This is a genomic window from Streptococcus parasanguinis (assembly GCF_040908565.1).
Taxonomy (GTDB): domain Bacteria; phylum Bacillota; class Bacilli; order Lactobacillales; family Streptococcaceae; genus Streptococcus; species Streptococcus parasanguinis_AC.
Map to the genome: position 1 here is coordinate 1 of NZ_JBDGEA010000007.1, position 17860 is coordinate 17860.

15 protein-coding genes are annotated in these 17860 nt (G+C 42.3%); 4 read left to right on the plus strand and 11 right to left on the minus strand.

Annotated elements, in window-relative coordinates:
- Positions 1-106: 106 nt before the first annotated feature.
- From AB5Y61_RS04635 to mutL, 4 genes are read right to left on the minus strand one after another with little or no spacing between them, the layout of a single operon-like run.
- Positions 107-673: a DNA-3-methyladenine glycosylase I gene (locus AB5Y61_RS04635; protein ID WP_368403326.1), complete on the minus strand. Its 567-nt coding sequence runs from the start codon at positions 671-673 to the stop codon at positions 107-109.
- Position 674: 1 nt separating this feature from the next.
- The gene (locus AB5Y61_RS04640; RefSeq protein WP_368403327.1) at positions 675-1244 is read right to left on the minus strand and encodes a hypothetical protein; all 570 of its coding nucleotides are present in this window, start codon (positions 1242-1244) and stop codon (positions 675-677) included.
- The gene (ruvA, locus tag AB5Y61_RS04645; protein ID WP_368403328.1) at positions 1244-1837 is read right to left on the minus strand and encodes a Holliday junction branch migration protein RuvA; all 594 of its coding nucleotides are present in this window, start codon (positions 1835-1837) and stop codon (positions 1244-1246) included. The genes AB5Y61_RS04640 and ruvA overlap by 1 nt, the downstream gene beginning before the upstream one ends.
- Positions 1838-1857: 20 nt before the next feature.
- Complete coding sequence (gene mutL / locus AB5Y61_RS04650; protein ID WP_368403329.1) at positions 1858-3801, minus strand: DNA mismatch repair endonuclease MutL; 1944 nt, start codon at positions 3799-3801, stop codon at positions 1858-1860.
- A gap of 245 nt (positions 3802-4046) precedes the next feature.
- Here mutL and AB5Y61_RS04655 point away from each other — a divergent pair, with 245 nt between their 5' ends.
- Positions 4047-4487: a LytTR family DNA-binding domain-containing protein gene (locus AB5Y61_RS04655; RefSeq protein WP_049482826.1), complete on the plus strand. Its 441-nt coding sequence runs from the start codon at positions 4047-4049 to the stop codon at positions 4485-4487.
- Positions 4481-4936 carry a DUF3021 domain-containing protein gene (locus AB5Y61_RS04660; RefSeq protein ID WP_269796450.1) on the plus strand — a complete coding sequence of 152 codons (456 nt, stop codon included), beginning with the start codon at positions 4481-4483 and terminating at the stop codon, positions 4934-4936. The genes AB5Y61_RS04655 and AB5Y61_RS04660 overlap by 7 nt, the downstream gene beginning before the upstream one ends.
- Before the next feature lie 376 nt (positions 4937-5312).
- Here the strand turns inward: AB5Y61_RS04660 and mutS are convergent, their stop codons facing one another.
- Both mutS and argR read right to left on the minus strand, forming a co-directional pair.
- On the minus strand, positions 5313-7862 hold the full coding sequence (gene mutS / locus AB5Y61_RS04665; RefSeq protein ID WP_368403330.1) for a DNA mismatch repair protein MutS: 2550 nt from the start codon (positions 7860-7862) through the stop codon (positions 5313-5315).
- A 130-nt stretch (positions 7863-7992) separates the two neighbouring features.
- Positions 7993-8433: an arginine repressor gene (argR, locus tag AB5Y61_RS04670; protein ID WP_368403331.1), complete on the minus strand. Its 441-nt coding sequence runs from the start codon at positions 8431-8433 to the stop codon at positions 7993-7995.
- Positions 8434-8537: 104 nt separating this feature from the next.
- Here argR and argS point away from each other — a divergent pair, with 104 nt between their 5' ends.
- Entirely contained in the window at positions 8538-10226 is a 1689-nt protein-coding gene (gene argS, locus AB5Y61_RS04675) for an arginine--tRNA ligase (protein ID WP_368403332.1), read from the plus strand.
- Between the two features lie 159 nt (positions 10227-10385).
- Complete coding sequence (locus tag AB5Y61_RS04680; RefSeq protein ID WP_368403333.1) at positions 10386-10631, plus strand: MarR family transcriptional regulator; 246 nt, start codon at positions 10386-10388, stop codon at positions 10629-10631.
- A gap of 194 nt (positions 10632-10825) precedes the next feature.
- Here the strand turns inward: AB5Y61_RS04680 and nrdI are convergent, their stop codons facing one another.
- The 5 genes from nrdI to glgP form a co-directional block, all read right to left on the minus strand.
- Positions 10826-11281 carry a class Ib ribonucleoside-diphosphate reductase assembly flavoprotein NrdI gene (gene nrdI / locus AB5Y61_RS04685; protein WP_368403334.1) on the minus strand — a complete coding sequence of 152 codons (456 nt, stop codon included), beginning with the start codon at positions 11279-11281 and terminating at the stop codon, positions 10826-10828.
- A 61-nt stretch (positions 11282-11342) separates the two neighbouring features.
- On the minus strand, positions 11343-11858 hold the full coding sequence (locus AB5Y61_RS04690) for an ABC transporter permease (protein ID WP_368403335.1): 516 nt from the start codon (positions 11856-11858) through the stop codon (positions 11343-11345).
- A 426-nt stretch (positions 11859-12284) separates the two neighbouring features.
- Positions 12285-15071, minus strand: coding sequence for a GbpC/Spa domain-containing protein (locus AB5Y61_RS04695; protein WP_368403336.1), 2787 nt, complete (start codon positions 15069-15071; stop codon positions 12285-12287).
- Between the two features lie 123 nt (positions 15072-15194).
- On the minus strand, positions 15195-15524 hold the full coding sequence (locus tag AB5Y61_RS04700) for a hypothetical protein (protein WP_368403337.1): 330 nt from the start codon (positions 15522-15524) through the stop codon (positions 15195-15197).
- A gap of 31 nt (positions 15525-15555) precedes the next feature.
- Positions 15556-17814: a glycogen/starch/alpha-glucan family phosphorylase gene (gene glgP / locus AB5Y61_RS04705; protein ID WP_368403338.1), complete on the minus strand. Its 2259-nt coding sequence runs from the start codon at positions 17812-17814 to the stop codon at positions 15556-15558.
- Between the last annotated feature and the right edge of the window lie 46 nt (positions 17815-17860).

The following is a 17860-nucleotide window of genomic DNA, read 5'->3' on the forward strand; positions in this document are numbered from 1 at the left end:
CTACTCAACTGTGCGGAGGTGGGACGACGAAATCGAATTCTAACGAATTACCGATTTCTGTCCCACTCTCTTTTTCTATATTCTCTGATGTTCTAGTCATCTAAAGTTACTTATTTCCACTTTTCCATTCACAATCATTCTCGTGATCATTGACGAGGCCTGCTGCTTGTAGGTAGGATAGGACCGCAACGGGGCCTGTAAACTTAAAACCACGCTTTTTGAGATCCTTAGCTAGCTTCTCAGAAAGAGCTGTCTTCACTGGAGCCTGCTGGTAATCCGGAACATCATTGTCGATGGTTTTCCCATCTACAAAAGACCAGAGATAGGCATCAAAAGAGCCGAATTCTGCCTGGACTTGTAAAAAGGCCTGGGCATTGGCCCGTGTCGCAAAGATCTTTGCACGATTGCGAATGATGGCTGGATTGTCTAACAAAGCTTCCAGCTCCTCATCCGTCATGTCTGCAACACCTTGAAGGTGATAGCCATGAAAAACCTCACGGAAAGCCTGCCGTTTATTGAGCACCGTTTCCCAAGATAGTCCAGCCTGATAAGTCTCTAAGCAAAGCAACTCAAAGAGCGCCTGGTCATCGTGGAGGGGCTGTCCCCACTCCTCATCATGGTAGGCTACATATAGCGGGTTGTTCATTTTGACCCAGCTACAACGTTTTGGCATCTTATTCTCCTATCTTTGAAACATAATCAGGCAAGGGAACAGTAGACTTCTCCAATAGATTAATCCAACGATTAATATCTGGTGGTAGAGGGTTAAATTTTTCATCTGTTTGATACCTTGCTTGACCATCTGTTTCTATACCAGTTAATGTTTCAATCTGTTCTCGAAGTTGGTCTACAGTTATCCAATCAGTCCACCCTTCAAAAAAGCTTTCGGGAGCCAATGTTATTCCATACCATTCTTGAAACCATTCAATGTAGTCTGCACTTAACAGATAGAGTTTTTCGAAAGAACAAGATTCATCATTCACCTTTATACTATCTACTATATTGTCATTATCCACTACGGCAATACTCACACCACAAAATTCACAAGGAATTGAGCCAACTTGACCATAGCGAGATCCATTATGCAAAAATAATTCTGTCTGACTCTGTTGACAATTTTTACAAAATAAAGGAAAAACTTTACAGTGTATCCGTATCGTCTTAATCTTCCCATTCTTAAACATTATCTTGATATGGTTGTTACTGCTTCCTGCTTCAGCTAGTTTAATTCGAGCAATGCTCATTATTTCACCAACATCTTCAGGGCAGACTTGATATAGTTCTCAGCAGTATCGGTCGTACCTTCAAAGAATTTCTTGATTTTCTTGAGTTCCGTTGCCTTGTAGCCCAGAGCCAACATGGCTTCCATAGCTTCCTCAAGAGCTTGGTTTTCTTCTGAAACTTTGGCATTGGGTTGAGCCGGTGCATCTTCTAGGTCAAGATTAATCTTACCTTCTAGATCCAAGACCATCTGTTGGGCAGTTTTCTTGCCGATCTTCGGAAACTTGGTCAAGTAGGTGATGTTCTTGCTTTCGATAGCTTGGACAAGGCCTGCATTGTCATCTGCAGCAATGATGGCTAGAGCTGAGACCGGGCCAATTCCAGAGACCGAGATCAAGTTCAAAAAGAGCTTTTTATCTTCTTCTGTCGCAAAGCCATAAAGAAGGTGGGCATCTTCACGAACCACTTGGTGCAGATAGACTTGCACCTCTTGATTCACTTTGCCAGAGTAGGCATAGGGATTGGCCACATGCAAGAGATAACCGATCCCAGCCGTTTCCACCACGATGTATTTGGCGGTGATTTTCGTTAAGATTCCTTTAATGTATTCGTACATAATCTTCCTTTATCGTTTACTTAATATTTGCCCAATTCTCGTAGGCTAGTGTGATTTTCCTGAATGCGTCGGAACATCTTTTCCATGTCGGACTTGGTGAAGTTGACCAAGACGGGACGGCCATGAGGGCAGTTATAAGGGTTGTCGCATTGGGACAGTTGATAGATGAGGTCGCGTGCGGAGTAATCGTCCAGCGTGTGGTTGGCCTTGATAGAGCGTTTGCAGGACATCATGATAGCCAACTCCGCCCGGTATTTCTTAATGGACACTTCCTTGGTCAAGAGGAGCATGTCACACATCTCATAGATGCCCGCCTCAATCTCCTCTTCCTTCATCCAGATAGGGTGCTCCCGCAAGATCAACTGGTTGGCTCCGTATTCTTCTAAGTAGACTCCCACTTCTTCTAAAAGGTGCTTGCGCTGTTGCAGGCGGATCAGATCATCTGCAGGGAACTCAAAGATATAAGGCACCAGCAGTTGTTGCTGACTACCGTCCACATCCCCGATGCTCTCCCGGTATTCTTCGTATTTGACCCGCTCTTGGGCCGCGTGCTGGTCAATGATGTAGAGGCCCCCATTGCCTTGAGCAAAGAGATAGGTTCCATGCATCTGACCAAAATATTCCAACTCTGGGAAGGTCGATGCTTCCTCTCCCTCCAGCTTGTCATAGGCCTTGTCTAGACTAGCCAGATCCAACTCTGGGTGATCCAGTTCATTGTATACCGCAGCCTTTCTTTCCGCAAACTTGATCGCGCTTGTCGGTTTTTCTACTGGATTTTCTTGGCTTATCGAATCAGCAGTAGCTTCATCTGTTAGAGGAAGTTGAGGATCTGCCACCTCTGGTCGAAGTTTGAAATCTTGACTTTCTCGGTCATAATAAAGGCGGTTTTCTTTTAAAGGCAAGGTTGTCTGTACTGGCTTTTCTGTTCGGCGAATGGTCGACTTGGCTAGATTTTCTAGAGCATCCGGAATTAGGTCCTGCTCTTTCAGAGCATTCGCAATGGCTTGGGAAATCAAGGCCATCAATTCTCGTTCTTTAGAAATGCGCACTTCTTGCTTGGTCGGGTGAACATTGACATCCGCTAAGTAAGGATCAATCTGGATATGAATGATCGCAAGTGGGAAGCGACCCACCATGAGTTTACTACCGTAGCCATCTAAAATAGCCCGATTGAGCAAGAAATTCTTGATGTAGCGGCCGTTGATAAAGAGACTGATGTAGTTGCGATTGGCACGAGTCAATTCAGGCAAAGACACAAAGCCCGTCACTTCAAAATCCAGGTCGCGATTTTCAATGGCCACCATCTTCTTGGCAGACGCCAATCCATAGACGCCCGCAATCGCTTGCCGGAGATTGCCAGTACCTGCCGTTTTGGTCATTTCTTTTCCATCATTGATTAAGGTGAAAGCAATCTCTGGATGGGCCAAACTCAATCGGTTGAGAATATCCACGATATGGGACAGCTCTGCCTGCTGGCTCTTTAAATACTTGAGACGAGCAGGGGTATTAAAAAAGAGATCTTCTACTGTGATCTTGGTCCCGACAGGGCTTGTCGCTGGCTCCAATTCCTCAATTTCACCACCCTTTGCGACCAATTTGGTCCCGTGGGCAGCTCCTTCTTGAGCCGTTAGAAGGGTTAGAATACTAACAGAAGCAATGGAAGGCATGGCCTCGCCACGAAAACCAAGGGTTCGAATGCGAAAAAGATCCGCTTGATTCTTGATCTTACTGGTCGCATGTCGACGAAGGGCCAAAGCGACCTCATCATGCGCAATTCCTTCCCCATTGTCTGTGATCCGAATCGACTTCAATCCTGCTTCTTCGATTTCAACGACGATCTGGCTAGCTCCAGCATCGATCGAGTTTTCAACCAATTCCTTGACCACACTAGCAGGTCGTTCAATTACTTCACCTGCCGCAATCTGGTTGGCTAGGACTTCTGGCAATTCAATAATCTGTGACATAGCTGCTCCTTTACCTTTTTTCACCGATACATGTAGCTCTATTATACCACAGATCCACAGGACTCCCTTTCTTAAAAAATGGAGGCTGGCCCCATCTTCTTCCCTAAAAACCGCATAGGCAAAGAAAATGACCACATAAACAAATCCCCTTGTCTTCCCTTTGGAAAAAGTGTTTAATAGTAGTGTAAAGAAGGAGCCGGGCTAGCAGGCTAACCGACTTTACCTAAGGAGGGAGAAAATATCTTATGAAAGTAGAAGTACACATTGATTCCCACTTCCAAGAAGAAGCGGTGACGATTACAGCACCTACACTATCTACGCGTGTAGAGAGAATCCGTGACTTTGTGGAAGAATTGGATCAAAAAGGGCGCTTACGTGCCAAAAAGGATGGGGAGGCTTACCTGATCGAAAGTCAGCTATTCCAACGTTTTTACATTGAAAACCGGCAAGTGATTGGTGAGACCATGACAGATCAATTTATCCTGACTGGACCACTCTATCAACTATCTGAAGACTTACCGACCTTCTTTCTCAAAATTTCCCAATCTGAAATTATCAACACAAAAGAAATCGATCACCTGCACTTCACTAGTGGAGGATCGGTTCAAATCCATCTCAAAAATGGGAGCCTGACCTACTCCTCCCGTCGTTATTTAAAAGCCATTAAGGAGAAATTATCATGCTAAAACAATCATTTTCTGACGCCCTAAAAGGGATTCTCATCGGGCTCATTCTATCCATCTTCTTTTCCTACCACTTCTCACCTGAATTGTACCTTCCCTTAAGTCCCAACTCTGCAGTCGGCCGCTGGATGTTCTTGCATCATGTTCACGGCTCACTGGTCATGCTCTATTGCGTCCTCGTTTGGGGTGCGATTGGGGTTCTCTTTAGCTTGGGAAGTCTCCTCTTTCAAAAAGACTGGAGCCTCTTGCGGGCTACTCTGAGCCATTACCTACTCATGTTACTTGGCTTTATTCCCCTAGCTACCTTGGCCGGCTGGTTCCCAGCACGACTAGGATTTTACCTCTCGCTCATTGTCGAATTCACCCTCGTTTATGTGATCATCTGGTTGGTCTCTTATCATTTTTACAAAAAACAAGTACAAGAAATCAATCAAAGCATTACTAACCACTAAAAAAAGATCCTCGCCGTCACGAGGATCTGAAAGTGGAGATAAGCTGTTCTTTTATACAAATCTAATAAATTCTATAAAAATTATACTCGTTATAGTTATTCAATCATCTACTGAAACTTTCCGCTGTGAGAAAAGTTCCTGAAACACAAACGTTTCAGGAACTCGGGAGTTTTGAGAGTAAAACAGTTTGGGAAACTGTTTTAGCCTGAGCCCAGAAATTAAAGAGCGAAGGGGCTCAATAATTAGTCATGGAACTTCCTGGATTGCTGAAATCATCCACTGGATAATTTCACCTGACGTCCGGAGTCACCTAAGGAAAGTTTCAAAGATGACTTTGTCTTCAATCTGAGATCCTCAATGCTACGAGGATCTTTTTTTACAATTTCTTTTTCAATTCGGCGACTGCCATCATGACTTCCATCGGAGTCATATTGTAGAGATCCAGATTCTTCAATTCAGTGATCACTGTATTTTCTGCCTCCTCCTCAAAGAGGGACATTTGTTCAGCAACCTGTGAAGGTGCTTCCTTTTTAGGAGTTGCATCCACAAGCGGTACTTGCTGGGCTTGTCCTTCGAGCTTGGTCAAAATCGCATCCGCCCGCCCCAGCAATTCTTCTGGCAAACCAGCGATCTTTGCTACGTGAATCCCATAGGACTTATCCGCTGGGCCGGGTTCAATCTTGTGCAAGAAGGTAACCTGTCCATCTCGCTCCAAGGTTGCGACATGGACATTTTCCAAACGGGACAGGGTCTCTGATAGAGCTGTCAACTCATGGTAATGGGTCGCAAACAAGGTCTTAGCACCGGTACGATCGTGGATGTATTCGATAATGGACTGGGCAAGAGCCATTCCATCATAGGTCGCCGTTCCCCGTCCCAACTCATCAAATAAAATCAAGGACTGGGGCGTCGCCTTGCGAATGGCGTGATTGGCTTCCATCATTTCCACCATGAAGGTAGACTGCCCCGATACCAGGTCATCAGCAGCTCCGATTCGGGTATAAATCGCATCAAAGATTGGCAAATCGGCCTTTTGCGCGGGTACATAGGAGCCAATTTGCGCAAGAATCACAATGATCGCCAATTGGCGCATATAGGTAGACTTCCCGCTCATATTTGGCCCCGTAATCAGCTGAATATCCCGTTCTTCATCCATAAAGATGCTATTAGGAATATAGGACTGGGCTCCCATCACTTTCTCAACAACCGGATGGCGACCTTTGTCGATCGCGATTCGTCTTTCTTCATGGAAGAGCGGACGATTCAACTGTTGTGACTCAGCAACACTGGCCAAACTTTGTAAAACATCAACCGTCGCAATCGCCTGAGCTAACTGTTGCAGACGTTGGATATACTTGCCAACTTCTTCACGAATCCGCATAAAAATCGTATATTCCAAATTAGCAGACTTCTCACGCGCCTCAAGCATATCGCCTTCGATGCGTGCCAATTCCTCCGTACCAAAGCGTTCTGAATTTTTCAAGGTCGCCTTGCGGAAAAAATGAGCAGGAACGTGACTCAATTGAGAATTGGTGACATGGAAATAGTAGCCATCCTTCTTGTTGTAATCGATCTTTAGACCTGTAATACCGCTGGCTTCGCGCTCCTTGGCTTCAATCTCAGCAATCCAACCAGTACCATCCCGAAGAACGACACGGTATTGATCCAATTGCTCGTCAAAACCTGTACGGATAATATTTCCCTCTGTAATAACAGCAGACGCTTCTGGAGCAATAGCTGAGGTAATCAAGCGGTGCAACTCAGGAAGTTCATCCAAGCGTGCAATTAAGACATCTAAGACTGGATCACCAATCCCTAGTAGAATCGACTTGATCATCGGCACATGCCCCAGAGTATCTCCTAGTTGCAAGAGATCCTTAGGATTGATTTTACCAAAGGAAACCCGACTCGCTAAGCGTTCAATATCATAAACCCCTTTGAGACTGTCGGTCAGGTCGCTCCGTTCAAAGAAATGATCCATAAAGACCTGAATGATGTTCTGACGCTCTCGAATCCGTTTCAAATCGACTAAGGGTTTCTGAATCCAGGACCGCAACAAACGACCTCCCATGGCCGTCTTGGTTTCATCCAAATACCAATACAAGCTACCATGTTTCTTCCCAGTCCGACCATTCTCTGTCAAATCAAGACTAGCCTTAGTCGCAAAGTCCATTTGTAAGAAATCACAAATCTCATAATGATGGGCTTTTTTGAGGTGACTCAATTCCCTCATTTGGGTCTGGTGGACATACTGGAGAAGTTTTCCAGCCGTTTTCTTTTCGAGCTCACTCAACCGATCCCCTAAAAGTTGGACATCGTCCTGCGCTGTCTCTACATGTGACAGCAAGAGATTCATCTGGCTCACAAAAACACGTTCTTCCTGTTCTGGCAAGGCATAACCCAGGACCACCTCACGCGCACGTAAATTGCGGATTTCTCCACAAACCATGCTGAAGTCATTGAGGGTCGTCACCTGAAATTCCCCTGTCACCAAATCCATATAGGCTAGCCCATAGTCATTCCCTGAACGGTCCAAAGCAACCAGAAAGTTATTCTCACTATCTGGCTTGGTCGAATCCACCACTGTACCCGGCGTGATCACCTGTACGACTTCACGCTTAACGACCCCCTTGGCTTCTTTGGGATCTTCCATTTGTTCCGCAATCGCTACCTTATACCCCTGTTCGATGAGAACATCAATATACTGCTGGGCCGAGTGGTAGGGAACACCTGCCATAGGAATTGGATTCTCTGCATTTTTATTCCGTGAGGTTAAGGAAATCTCTAAAATTTGAGCTGCATTCACTGCATCTTCATAAAATAATTCGTAAAAATCTCCCATTCGAAACAGCAAAAAGGCATCCGGATAGTCTTTTTTGATATCTAGATACTGCTGCATTCCAGGGGATATTTTTTCTACTGTCATACTTCTTTATTCCTTACTGTTGCATCATTTTCTGACACAATCTCCATAGATGAAAACAGGAGTAGATAGCTCACTATCTTCCTCCTTTTGACATCTTAATGGGGTATTCTCTTTTTCTTTAAGGCCTTGATTATTGCATCATCCCTAAAATTTCATTTTGAATTTCAATGGCCGCATTTTGGTCTCGACAGACAATCAGGAGGGTATTGGCCCCAGCCACTGTTCCCAAAATACGCTCATCTGCCATTTCATCTACACCATTGGCCAAGAGAGCTGCTTCTCCCAGCTCTGTCCGCAAAACCAAAGTGAATTCTGCTCGTGAGACCGATTTGGCATGGCTGGACAACATAATATAAATCTCTGCCACCTCAGGCTCATTCGGCAAAATATAATACAACTGGTCTTTTCGTTTTACCTTGACCAGACCTAGATCGCGTAAATCACGTGAAAGAGTTGTTTGCGTCACGGCAATACCTTTTGCTTCTAATCGATCCTGAATCTCTTTTTGAGTCGACAATTTTTCATTTCGAATCATTTGTTGAATCAAAAGGTGACGTTCTGTCTTTTTCATTGGACCTCCACTTTTGAATAAATATACTTTAAATTATACCAAAAAAATTGAAAATTCGCTCGAAATTGTGTTAAAATAATAGTTAAAAGGACTAAGGAGCTAATATGAATAATAAAGAACTCATTGCTAGTGAATTGGCCAAAGTGATTGACTCTCTTGACCAAGATGCTATTTTAAATTTGCTTGAACAACCAAAATCATCTGATCTTGGTGACATTGCTTTTCCAGCCTTCTCACTTGCAAAAGTGGAACGCAAGGCTCCTCAAGCAATCGCAGCAGATATTGCTGAAAAGATCGACCAAAGCGCCTTCGAAAAAGTCGTTGCAACTGGACCTTACGTGAACTTCTTCTTAGACAAATCTAAGATCTCTGATCAAGTAATCAAATCCGTCATCGAAGCGGGTGCAGACTACGGCCAACAAGACGAAGGACATGGTCAAAACATTACCATCGACCTTTCAAGTCCAAATATTGCAAAACCATTCTCAGTTGGTCACTTGCGCTCAACCGTTATCGGGGATGCTCTTTCAAACATCTTCCGCAAAATGGGCTACAACACGATTAAAATCAACCACTTGGGAGACTGGGGCAAACAGTTCGGTCTCTTGATGGTCGCTTATAAAAAATGGGGTAGCAAGGAAGCTGTCGAAGCCAACCCAATCGATGAATTGCTAAAACTTTACGTTCGTATCAATGCTGAAATTGAAAACGATCCTGAGCTTGATGAAGAAGGACGTCTCTGGTTCAAGAAATTGGAAGATGGAGATCCAGAAGCGACTGAATTGTGGCAATGGTTCCGTGACGAAAGTTTGGTAGAATTCAACCGTATCTACAAACTCCTTGGCGTTGAGTTTGATAGCTTAAACGGGGAAGCTTTCTACAATGACAAGATGGATGAAGCTGTCCAAATCCTTGAAGAAAAAGGCTTGTTGAAAGAGTCTAAGGGAGCTAGCATCGTTGAGCTTGATGATGTCAACCTTCCACCAGCTATGATTAAGAAATCAGACGGTGCCACTCTTTATATCACTCGTGATATCGCAACCGCTATCTACCGTGCACGGACTTACAACTTTGTGAAAAACATCTATGCTGTAGGTCAAGAACAATCCAACCACTTCCGTCAGTTGAAAGCTGTTTTGAAGAAAATGGGATTTGAGTGGAGCGATGATATGATCCACGTTGACTTTGGTTTGGTCACAAAGAACCGCCAAAAATTGTCAACTCGTAAAGGAAATATCATCCTTCTCGAACCAACTCTTCAAGAAGCCATCTCTCGTGCCAAAGCTCAGATCGAAGAAAAGAATCCTGAACTTGAAAACAAAGAAGAAGTGGCACATGCAGTCGGTGTTGGTGCGGTTAAATTCTACGATTTGAAGACAGACCGTCGCAACGGGTATGACTTTGACCTCGAAGCCATGGTATCCTTCGAAGGAGAAACTGGACCTTACGTTCAATACGCTTACGCTCGTATCCAATCAATCCTTCGCAAAGCCAACTTCACACCATCTACAGATGCGACATACAGCTTGAGCGATCCTGAAAGCTGGGAAATCATCAAGCTTCTCCAAGACTTCTCTCGTGTTGTCAAACGTGCCGCTGAAAACTATGATCCATCCTTGATCGCAAAATATGCGATTAACTTGGCTCAAGCCTTCAACAAATACTATGCACACACTCGTATCTTGGATGAAAGCCCAGAACGCGAAAGCCGTCTTGCTCTTAGCTACTCAACTGCAGTAGTCTTAAAAGAAGCCCTTCGCTTACTTGGTGTCGATGCTCCTGAGAAAATGTAATTTCTTATCTAATTGTTGATCAGTAGAATATCTCTTCTGGGAGTGAGAAAGAACTAAATGCATTTAAAATTAGTTCTTTCTCACTCCTTTTCTCATGTCCACACTCGGATTTTCGGAGAGACAACATTTCACACATTAATTTTTATCTGGGAGAACCCTATGAATCAAACGGTATACATTCTGATCCTTATCAGTTTAGTGATCCTCTTTTTATATAACAAATACGAAAAAGAAACACTCCAACGGCTCCTACAAGAACAACTTTTGAAAGACCAAACCTTCAAAAAGAGTATCAAGGAAAAAATCCAAGAGACCGATAACATCAACGATGTCATTCATGCCATCAACAAGGACTATCGATTAGGTCTTTTACTTGCCAAAGAAATTATAGAGAAATTAAAATAAACTGTAAAAAAGAGAGTGGGACAGAAATCGGTCATTCGTTAGAATTCGATTTCGTCGTCCCACCTCCGCACAGTTGAGTAGGGCTGTAAAAGCTGATGAAATCAGCGTAGTAGAGCCCACTCAACCACTGCGTCTTGCTCGACAATCCAAAAACAATTAAGAGGCTAGGACTTTTGTCCCAGCCTCTCTTTATTTTACAGATGATATAAATCTTCTACAATGGCAGCTACTTTTTTAATATCTCCCAACATCCCCCGCATTTCAAAATCGGCTAACATGGGGAAACCAAAGCGTTGGCTGTATTGCTTACCGGTTAAACAATATTGATTGTTAAAATTCCGATTGCCTGATCCAACCACTCCTAAGCACTTGCTGGCATTGTCTCCATAAGCAATAAAATCTGCGACATCTGTCGTCAAAATTTCCACATCGCCATTGTCAACACCATTTCCACCCTCCAAATATGTAGGCAAAAAAGTGATAAAAGGATTGGTCATTTCAAAGAAGGGCTGGCCCTCTTTGACTAGGTCTTTCACATGAACTTTCTCAATTTCAAGTCCGGGATGGGCTCCCAGCAAATAGTCACTTAAGCGGTGGACAAAACTTTCTGTATTCCCACTCAGACTAATATAAACAAAGGATACTTTCATATTTTTTCTCCAACCAAGAAGCTCTCTTATCCTCTAAGAGAGCTTCATTCAAACTTATCTATTATGCCGTAGCTTGAGCTTTTCTCAAACGCAAAGCTTTATACAAAACAATTCCAAAGAAGAGGAGAGCTATAGCCGTCAAGAGTAACAAGGCAAGCGATGAAGAAACTAGATATCGTTGACGAAGGGATGGGTTTGAAAAAGTAGCTAATAGTGAGCGCCCTGCAAAATAATTATAGAAAGAGAAGACTTGACTTAACACAATCTGTCCCATATAAGTATAATGGGCTGTTAACAGATCTTGCTTCATAAAGAGGAAATAGAAAGTTGCAAGTAAGGCGATAATAATCAGAGAAACAAATAAAAAAGCTAGTGGAGACTGATTGACTTGTACTGATTTTTCATAATAAACCATGTAATCTGCCTTGTCTTGAGTTGTCGTTAAAGCAAGTTGGTTCGCAAAATCGTCTGTCAATTCGAAATTCTTTGAAGCTCCAAAGGTAGCGACAGCTGATGTTAGGGTTCCCACTGTGGAGAAAAATAACAGGATATACAAATAGATAGGTTTCTTTTTCATACAAACTCCTTTTCATTTCTTACACACTATTATATCGCGATACAGATAGAAAGGCAAGTACCTCAAAACCATGGAAGTACTTGCCTGATCGCTGATATGTTCAAATGAAATTCATTTGGAAAAGTAATGTGTGCAAAAGATGAAAAAGACATCGCAACTGTATGATTGGAATGATTAGAGATATAACGGAGTCCTATAAACTTTCATTCGAACAGGACTAGTATAGCTGATTTTTCTCTATTTCAGTAGATTATTTCTATTCTGCTTCATTTGGACACTATTTGATCTTTAAAAGCCATTTCCGTTCCTTATCCAAAAACTATTCAGTTCTTTTTCTCAACTATTTGGTCACACTCCATCAAAAAAGTCAGAAGTTTTTGCCCTCTGACTTTCTTTATTTAGATGAATGAAGGAATGGGATATGAATTAATCTTCTTTTTTCTTGCGAGCAAGACCCAATCCAAGCAATCCAGCCATCGCACCTGCAAGAACAGCTGCAGCTGAGCTTTCTGTACCTGTATTTGGAAGCGCAGGTGTTTGTCGTTGCGCAGGTTCTACAGGTTGTTCCGGAACTTCAGGAGTTGGTTTTGTTGGAACCTCTGGAGTTGGAGGAACGATTGGTGTTGGTGGGTTATATGTAGTTGGTGGGGTTGGAATATCTGTTTCTGTTACCACTTTATTCTTATGCCATTTCACTTCAGCTTCCGGTTTCACCGGTTTCGTATTTGGAACGACTTCAGGAGTCGGTGGGGTTGGTTGGGTTGGTGGAGTTGGAGCTGTTGGTTCCTCCACATCGACCGTAATCACAGTATACTTAGGTGCTGTTGGCGGAGTTGGTGATTTAGGTTCTTCTGGTTTTGTTGGCTCTGCAGGAAGGTTTTCAACGGTAATCGTTGGTGGAGTTGGAGCTGTTGGTTCGGTTGGTTTTGTTGGCTCTTTCGGTTCTTCACCTGGCTCTTTCGGAAGACCTACATTTGAGTTGATGGCAAACCAGTAAACCGTTGGCTGACCAGCCGCATTGGCCCCATTGGCCGTAAATACCAAGTGACCATCAGACATCTTCAAGCCTGCTCCACCGTAATAAAGATATTTAGAAGATGGATTATCCCAACCTTCAAGAGTTGAAGATGTTTCCCCGTTAAAGACGGAACCATGTTCAATATATTGGTTATCCTTGAAAGAAGTTACTTCTTTAGTAGCCGCATCATAAGAAACACTTGAGTTTGGAATTGGAATAAATTTATTGTTTCCAACATTTACAGACTCTTGGTGGTCTACTGTTTCAAATTTCTTCTTAGGTGTGAACGTAATTTGACCAGTCGTTGCATCTACTTTGTATGATCCGAGAACGTCATCCTTACCTTCAAAGGTAAATTCTTCCGTTCCAATGGAATGAACACTTCCTGAACCTGAAGCATTCACAGTTAAGGCATCTGTTACTTCTTCCTTCTCAGGAGTTGTACCTGGTGCCCATTTACCGGCTTCAACTTCTACATAACCATAGGTCTGTTGCACAATTTTAAGAGGATTGTCCGCTGAAATGGAAACAGTAGCATCACCAAAATTTGCTCTTCCTGTTTTAACCTTCACTTCATTGTTTTCAATGCTCATTGACGAACCATCTGCATACGGATCCCATGTACCCCGTACAGTGTTGCCATCTTTATCTTTGGCTTCTACTGTAAGGGCACGAGGTTTATCTCCACTATCTACATAGGAAGCACCTGTCCAGTGGTTGAGGGAGTTCAAAGCGACAATGGCATTGCGTTTCGTCAAATCAAATTTTTTGCCATCACCATCATAAAATTCAACATCGACAGCCACTTTAACAGGTTTGTCTTGGTCTGTTGAAGCACCGACTGTAAGGGTTATCGTTGGGTCCGCACTAACTGCAGCAATCCCTTTGCCATCATTTGATGGAAGACTCAAAATCTCATAGCGGTAAATCACACGTTTGATTGGATGCATATCCGTATCTTCACGCATGCTAGACTGATTCAAGTTATCATAGGTCACAACAAATTTGTCGCCTTCCTTCACTTGAATGTATTCAGTCTCATTATTCGCCCAAGGACTAGTTGCTACAATATCTGAAGCTTCCAATTTATTGGAATCATACTGTTGCACATTGCTTGTATTCAAACGAGCTTGAGCATCACGAGTAAGATAAGTGCTGATACCGTCAATGGTGTGAGTTGCCCCACCTTCACGTTGGAAGGTCAAATCTTGAACAGTTGAAACATTTTTAAGGTCAGCATACGCATTGTCTGTCATATATTTGTCGTAAGCTTGTTTTGCGTCCGTATATTGTTTTTTAGCAATTTCGTATTCAGCTAATTTCTTTTGATAAGCAATATAATCATTTTCATACTGTGCTTTTTCAACATTGTACTTTTTAAGATCAGCTTCGTATTGAGCCTTGGCAGCATCTTCTTCTGCCTTCTTCGCTACCAATTGATCATAAGCTTCTTTATCTTTATCGTACTGAGCTTTCTTAGCTTGGTATTCTTGTAAATCTTTGTCGTATTGTGCTTTAGCTACATTATAAACAGCCATTTCCGCATCGTACTTAGCTTTTGCTTCTGCATTGGCCTTATCTGCTGCTGCTTTTTCGGCTACTTTGGCATCATAAGCTGCCTTTTTAGCATTGTACTCTTCTAAAGCTTTATCATAAGCTGCCTTTTGCTGATTGTACTCTGCTACTTTCTTTTGATAATCTGCTTCTGCTTCCGCATTTCTCTTTTCAATCAATGTGATTTCTTGAGATTTTGCTTCATACTCAGCTTTTGCTTTTTTGTAGTTTTCAACGACTGTGTTGATTTCAGCTGTTTGAGCTTTGTTATCTGTTTCTGCTGCTGCGATAGATGGTTGGACTTTTTCAGCTTCTTCTGTAACTGTCACACCTTCTGTAGCTGCATCTGCTTTTGCTTTTTCAAGTTCTGGTGATTCTACATAAGTCGTCGTAACTGTTTTATTTCCTTCTATCACAGTTGTAGATGTCAACTTAGAACTTGTTGCAACAGCTACATCACTTGTTGTTGTCTCTGTAGTGGTTGCTTCAGTTGCAGGCGCTGTTGCCTCATCCGCTTTCACTTCTGCACCGTAGGTATTAACAGTAGCCAATCCAGCGATGGCCAATGATACAACACCGATTGATAACTTACGAATTGAAAATTTCTCCTGCTTCGAAACATGTTCACGATAGCTTTTCATTTTCAAAACTCTCCTTTTTGTTTAAAAAAATCTCACTGTAGAGGCAAAAATATGCTACTACCAGTTAAGAATATTGTAGCATATTCAACCATTTTTAAATATTTGTTGATTTAATTTTTTATTTTACTTTAAATATATAACAACTTGAACTTCCAAACCTTCAGTCCCTTCCCCATCTTTTGGTTGAAAATACATGTAAATATTTTTGAAAAACCCTTTATTTTCAAGGCTTTTCAATCCGATTTTTCTTTTTATAAATTCACCGGAGTGCTTTTCAAGGGGAGGTATTTTTTTATACCAATAGATTAGATTTGAAGAATGAAATAAAAAATTATGTAATATATTCCCCACTGGGTCGAAAAAATTCAAAAAAACAATACTATTTACAGAAGGACCATTCTCTGATTTCCTTCCCCTTTCTGTTTCCAAATCAGAAGGAATAAAAAAGACCAAGGTCTTAAGGACCTCGGTCAGAAAATAATGATTAGTTCAAGTGCCAGATATCTTCATTGTACTGAGCGATGGTACGGTCAGATGAGAAGAATCCTGCTTTGGCAATGTTGACGATGACTTTATCCAACCATGCATCACGGTCTTCGTAGTCAGCCAACATTTGCTCTTTCACTTTGATGTAGTCTTCCAAGTCAAGAAGGGTCATGAACCAGTCTTTGTTAATCAACTCGTTGTACAGACGTTCCAAACGTTCTTGGTTACCAACTGCAAGAACAGCGTCGCTGACGATGAAGTCAACCAATGGTTTGATCGCTTTACGAGCGTAGAATTCGCTTGATTTGTAAGCTGATTTTGCGTAAAGATCGATAACAGTTTCTGAATCTTCACCAAAGATGTAGATGTTTTTGTCTCCAACCAACTCAGCGATTTCCACGTTAGCTCCGTCCATAGTACCAAGCGTCAAAGCTCCGTTCAACATGAATTTCATGTTACCAGTACCTGAAGCTTCTTTAGAAGCCAATGAGATTTGTTCTGAGATATCACATGCTGGGATCAAGAAGCTTGCTGCAGTCACGTTGTAGTTTTCAACCATTACTACTTGTAAGTGTGGAGCTACTGCTGGGTCGTTTGCGATGACTTCTGACAAGCAAAGGATCAAGTGGATGATGTCTTGAGCGATTGTGTAGGCAGGAGCTGCTTTACCACCAAAGAATACTGTGATTGGACGAGCAGGGATGTTACCAGCCTTGATGTCAAGATATTTGTGGATCACATACAAAGCGTTCATTTGTTGACGTTTGTACTCGTGAAGACGTTTGATTTGGATATCAAAGATAGAGTTTGGATTGATTTCTACACCTTGATGGTCTTTCAAGTGACGAGCCAATTTACGTTTGTTGTGGGCTTTGATGTTTTCCAATTTTTCTTTGACAGCAGCTTTATCTTCGTATGAGAGAAGGTCTTCCAACTTAGAAGCATCATGGTGCCAGTCACGTCCAAGGATCTCATCCAAGTAGTGAGACAAGCTTGGGTTAGCATGCATGAGCCAACGACGGAAGGTGATACCGTTTGTTTTGTTGTTGAATTTTTCTGGGTAAAGATCGTAGAAAGCTTTCAACTCAGAGTTCTTCAAAATTTCTGTGTGAAGAGCGGCAACCCCGTTTACACTGTATCCATAGTGAATATCCATGTGAGCCATGTGGACGCGGTCGTTTTCATCAATGATTTGAACTGCTGGATCTTTGTATTCTGCTTTGACACGACGATCCAATTCTTCGATGATTGGTACCAAGTGAGGAACCACTTCTTGCAAGAATTCAAGTGGCCATTTTTCAAGGGCTTCTGCAAGGATGGTGTGGTTAGTGTAAGCAGTCATGCTACGAACGATAGAGATTGCTTCATCAAGTTCGATACCACGTTCAGTCAAGAGACGGATCAACTCAGGAATCACCATTGATGGGTGAGTATCGTTGATTTGGACAACTGCGTAGTCAGCAAGGTCGTGCAAGTTGCTTCCTTTTTCGATGGCTTCATCGATGATCAATTGTGCACCGTTTGAAACCATGAAATATTGTTGGAAGATACGGAGCAATTCCCCTTGTTTGTCACTATCGTCTGGGTAAAGGAAAAGAGTCAAGTTACGAGCGATATCTGTCTTGTCAAATTCGATTCCCTCTTCAATAATAGAGGAATCAACTGAATCCAAGTCAAACAAACGCAAACGGTTCTTAGTATCGATCTTGTAACCAGGTACGTCGATATCATAAAGTGTTGAAGTCAATGTAAAGTGTGCGAATGGCACTTGGTAGCTACGGCTTGAACGAACGAGCCAGCTTTGATCAGTCAACCATGCGTTTGGAATGGTCTCTTGTTGGTTGTTTTTAAGGACTTGTTGGAACAAACCAAAGTGGTAGTTCAATCCGATTCCGTCTCCGTTCAATCCAAGAGTAGAGATAGAGTCGATAAAGCAGGCTGCCAAGCGTCCCAAACCACCATTACCGAGTGATGGTTCCAATTCAACTTCTTCGACTTCGATCAAGTCTTTACCAGCGTCAGCCAATTCTTTTTTGACGTCATCGTAAAGACCCAAGTTGATCAAGTTATTAGATAAGAGTTTACCGATCAAGAACTCAGCTGAGATGTAGTATACTTTTTTCTTACCAGTATTTAATTTCTTTTGAGCACTTGCTTGCTTGGTGTAATTCAGCAAAGCAATGTACAATTCTTCATTTGAACATTCTGCAATTGTTTTTTGATGATGATCAATCACATATTTTTGTAATGATTCCATGTTTTAAAGTCTCCTTTGTTTCAACAATTTTAATAGGGGAAAGATT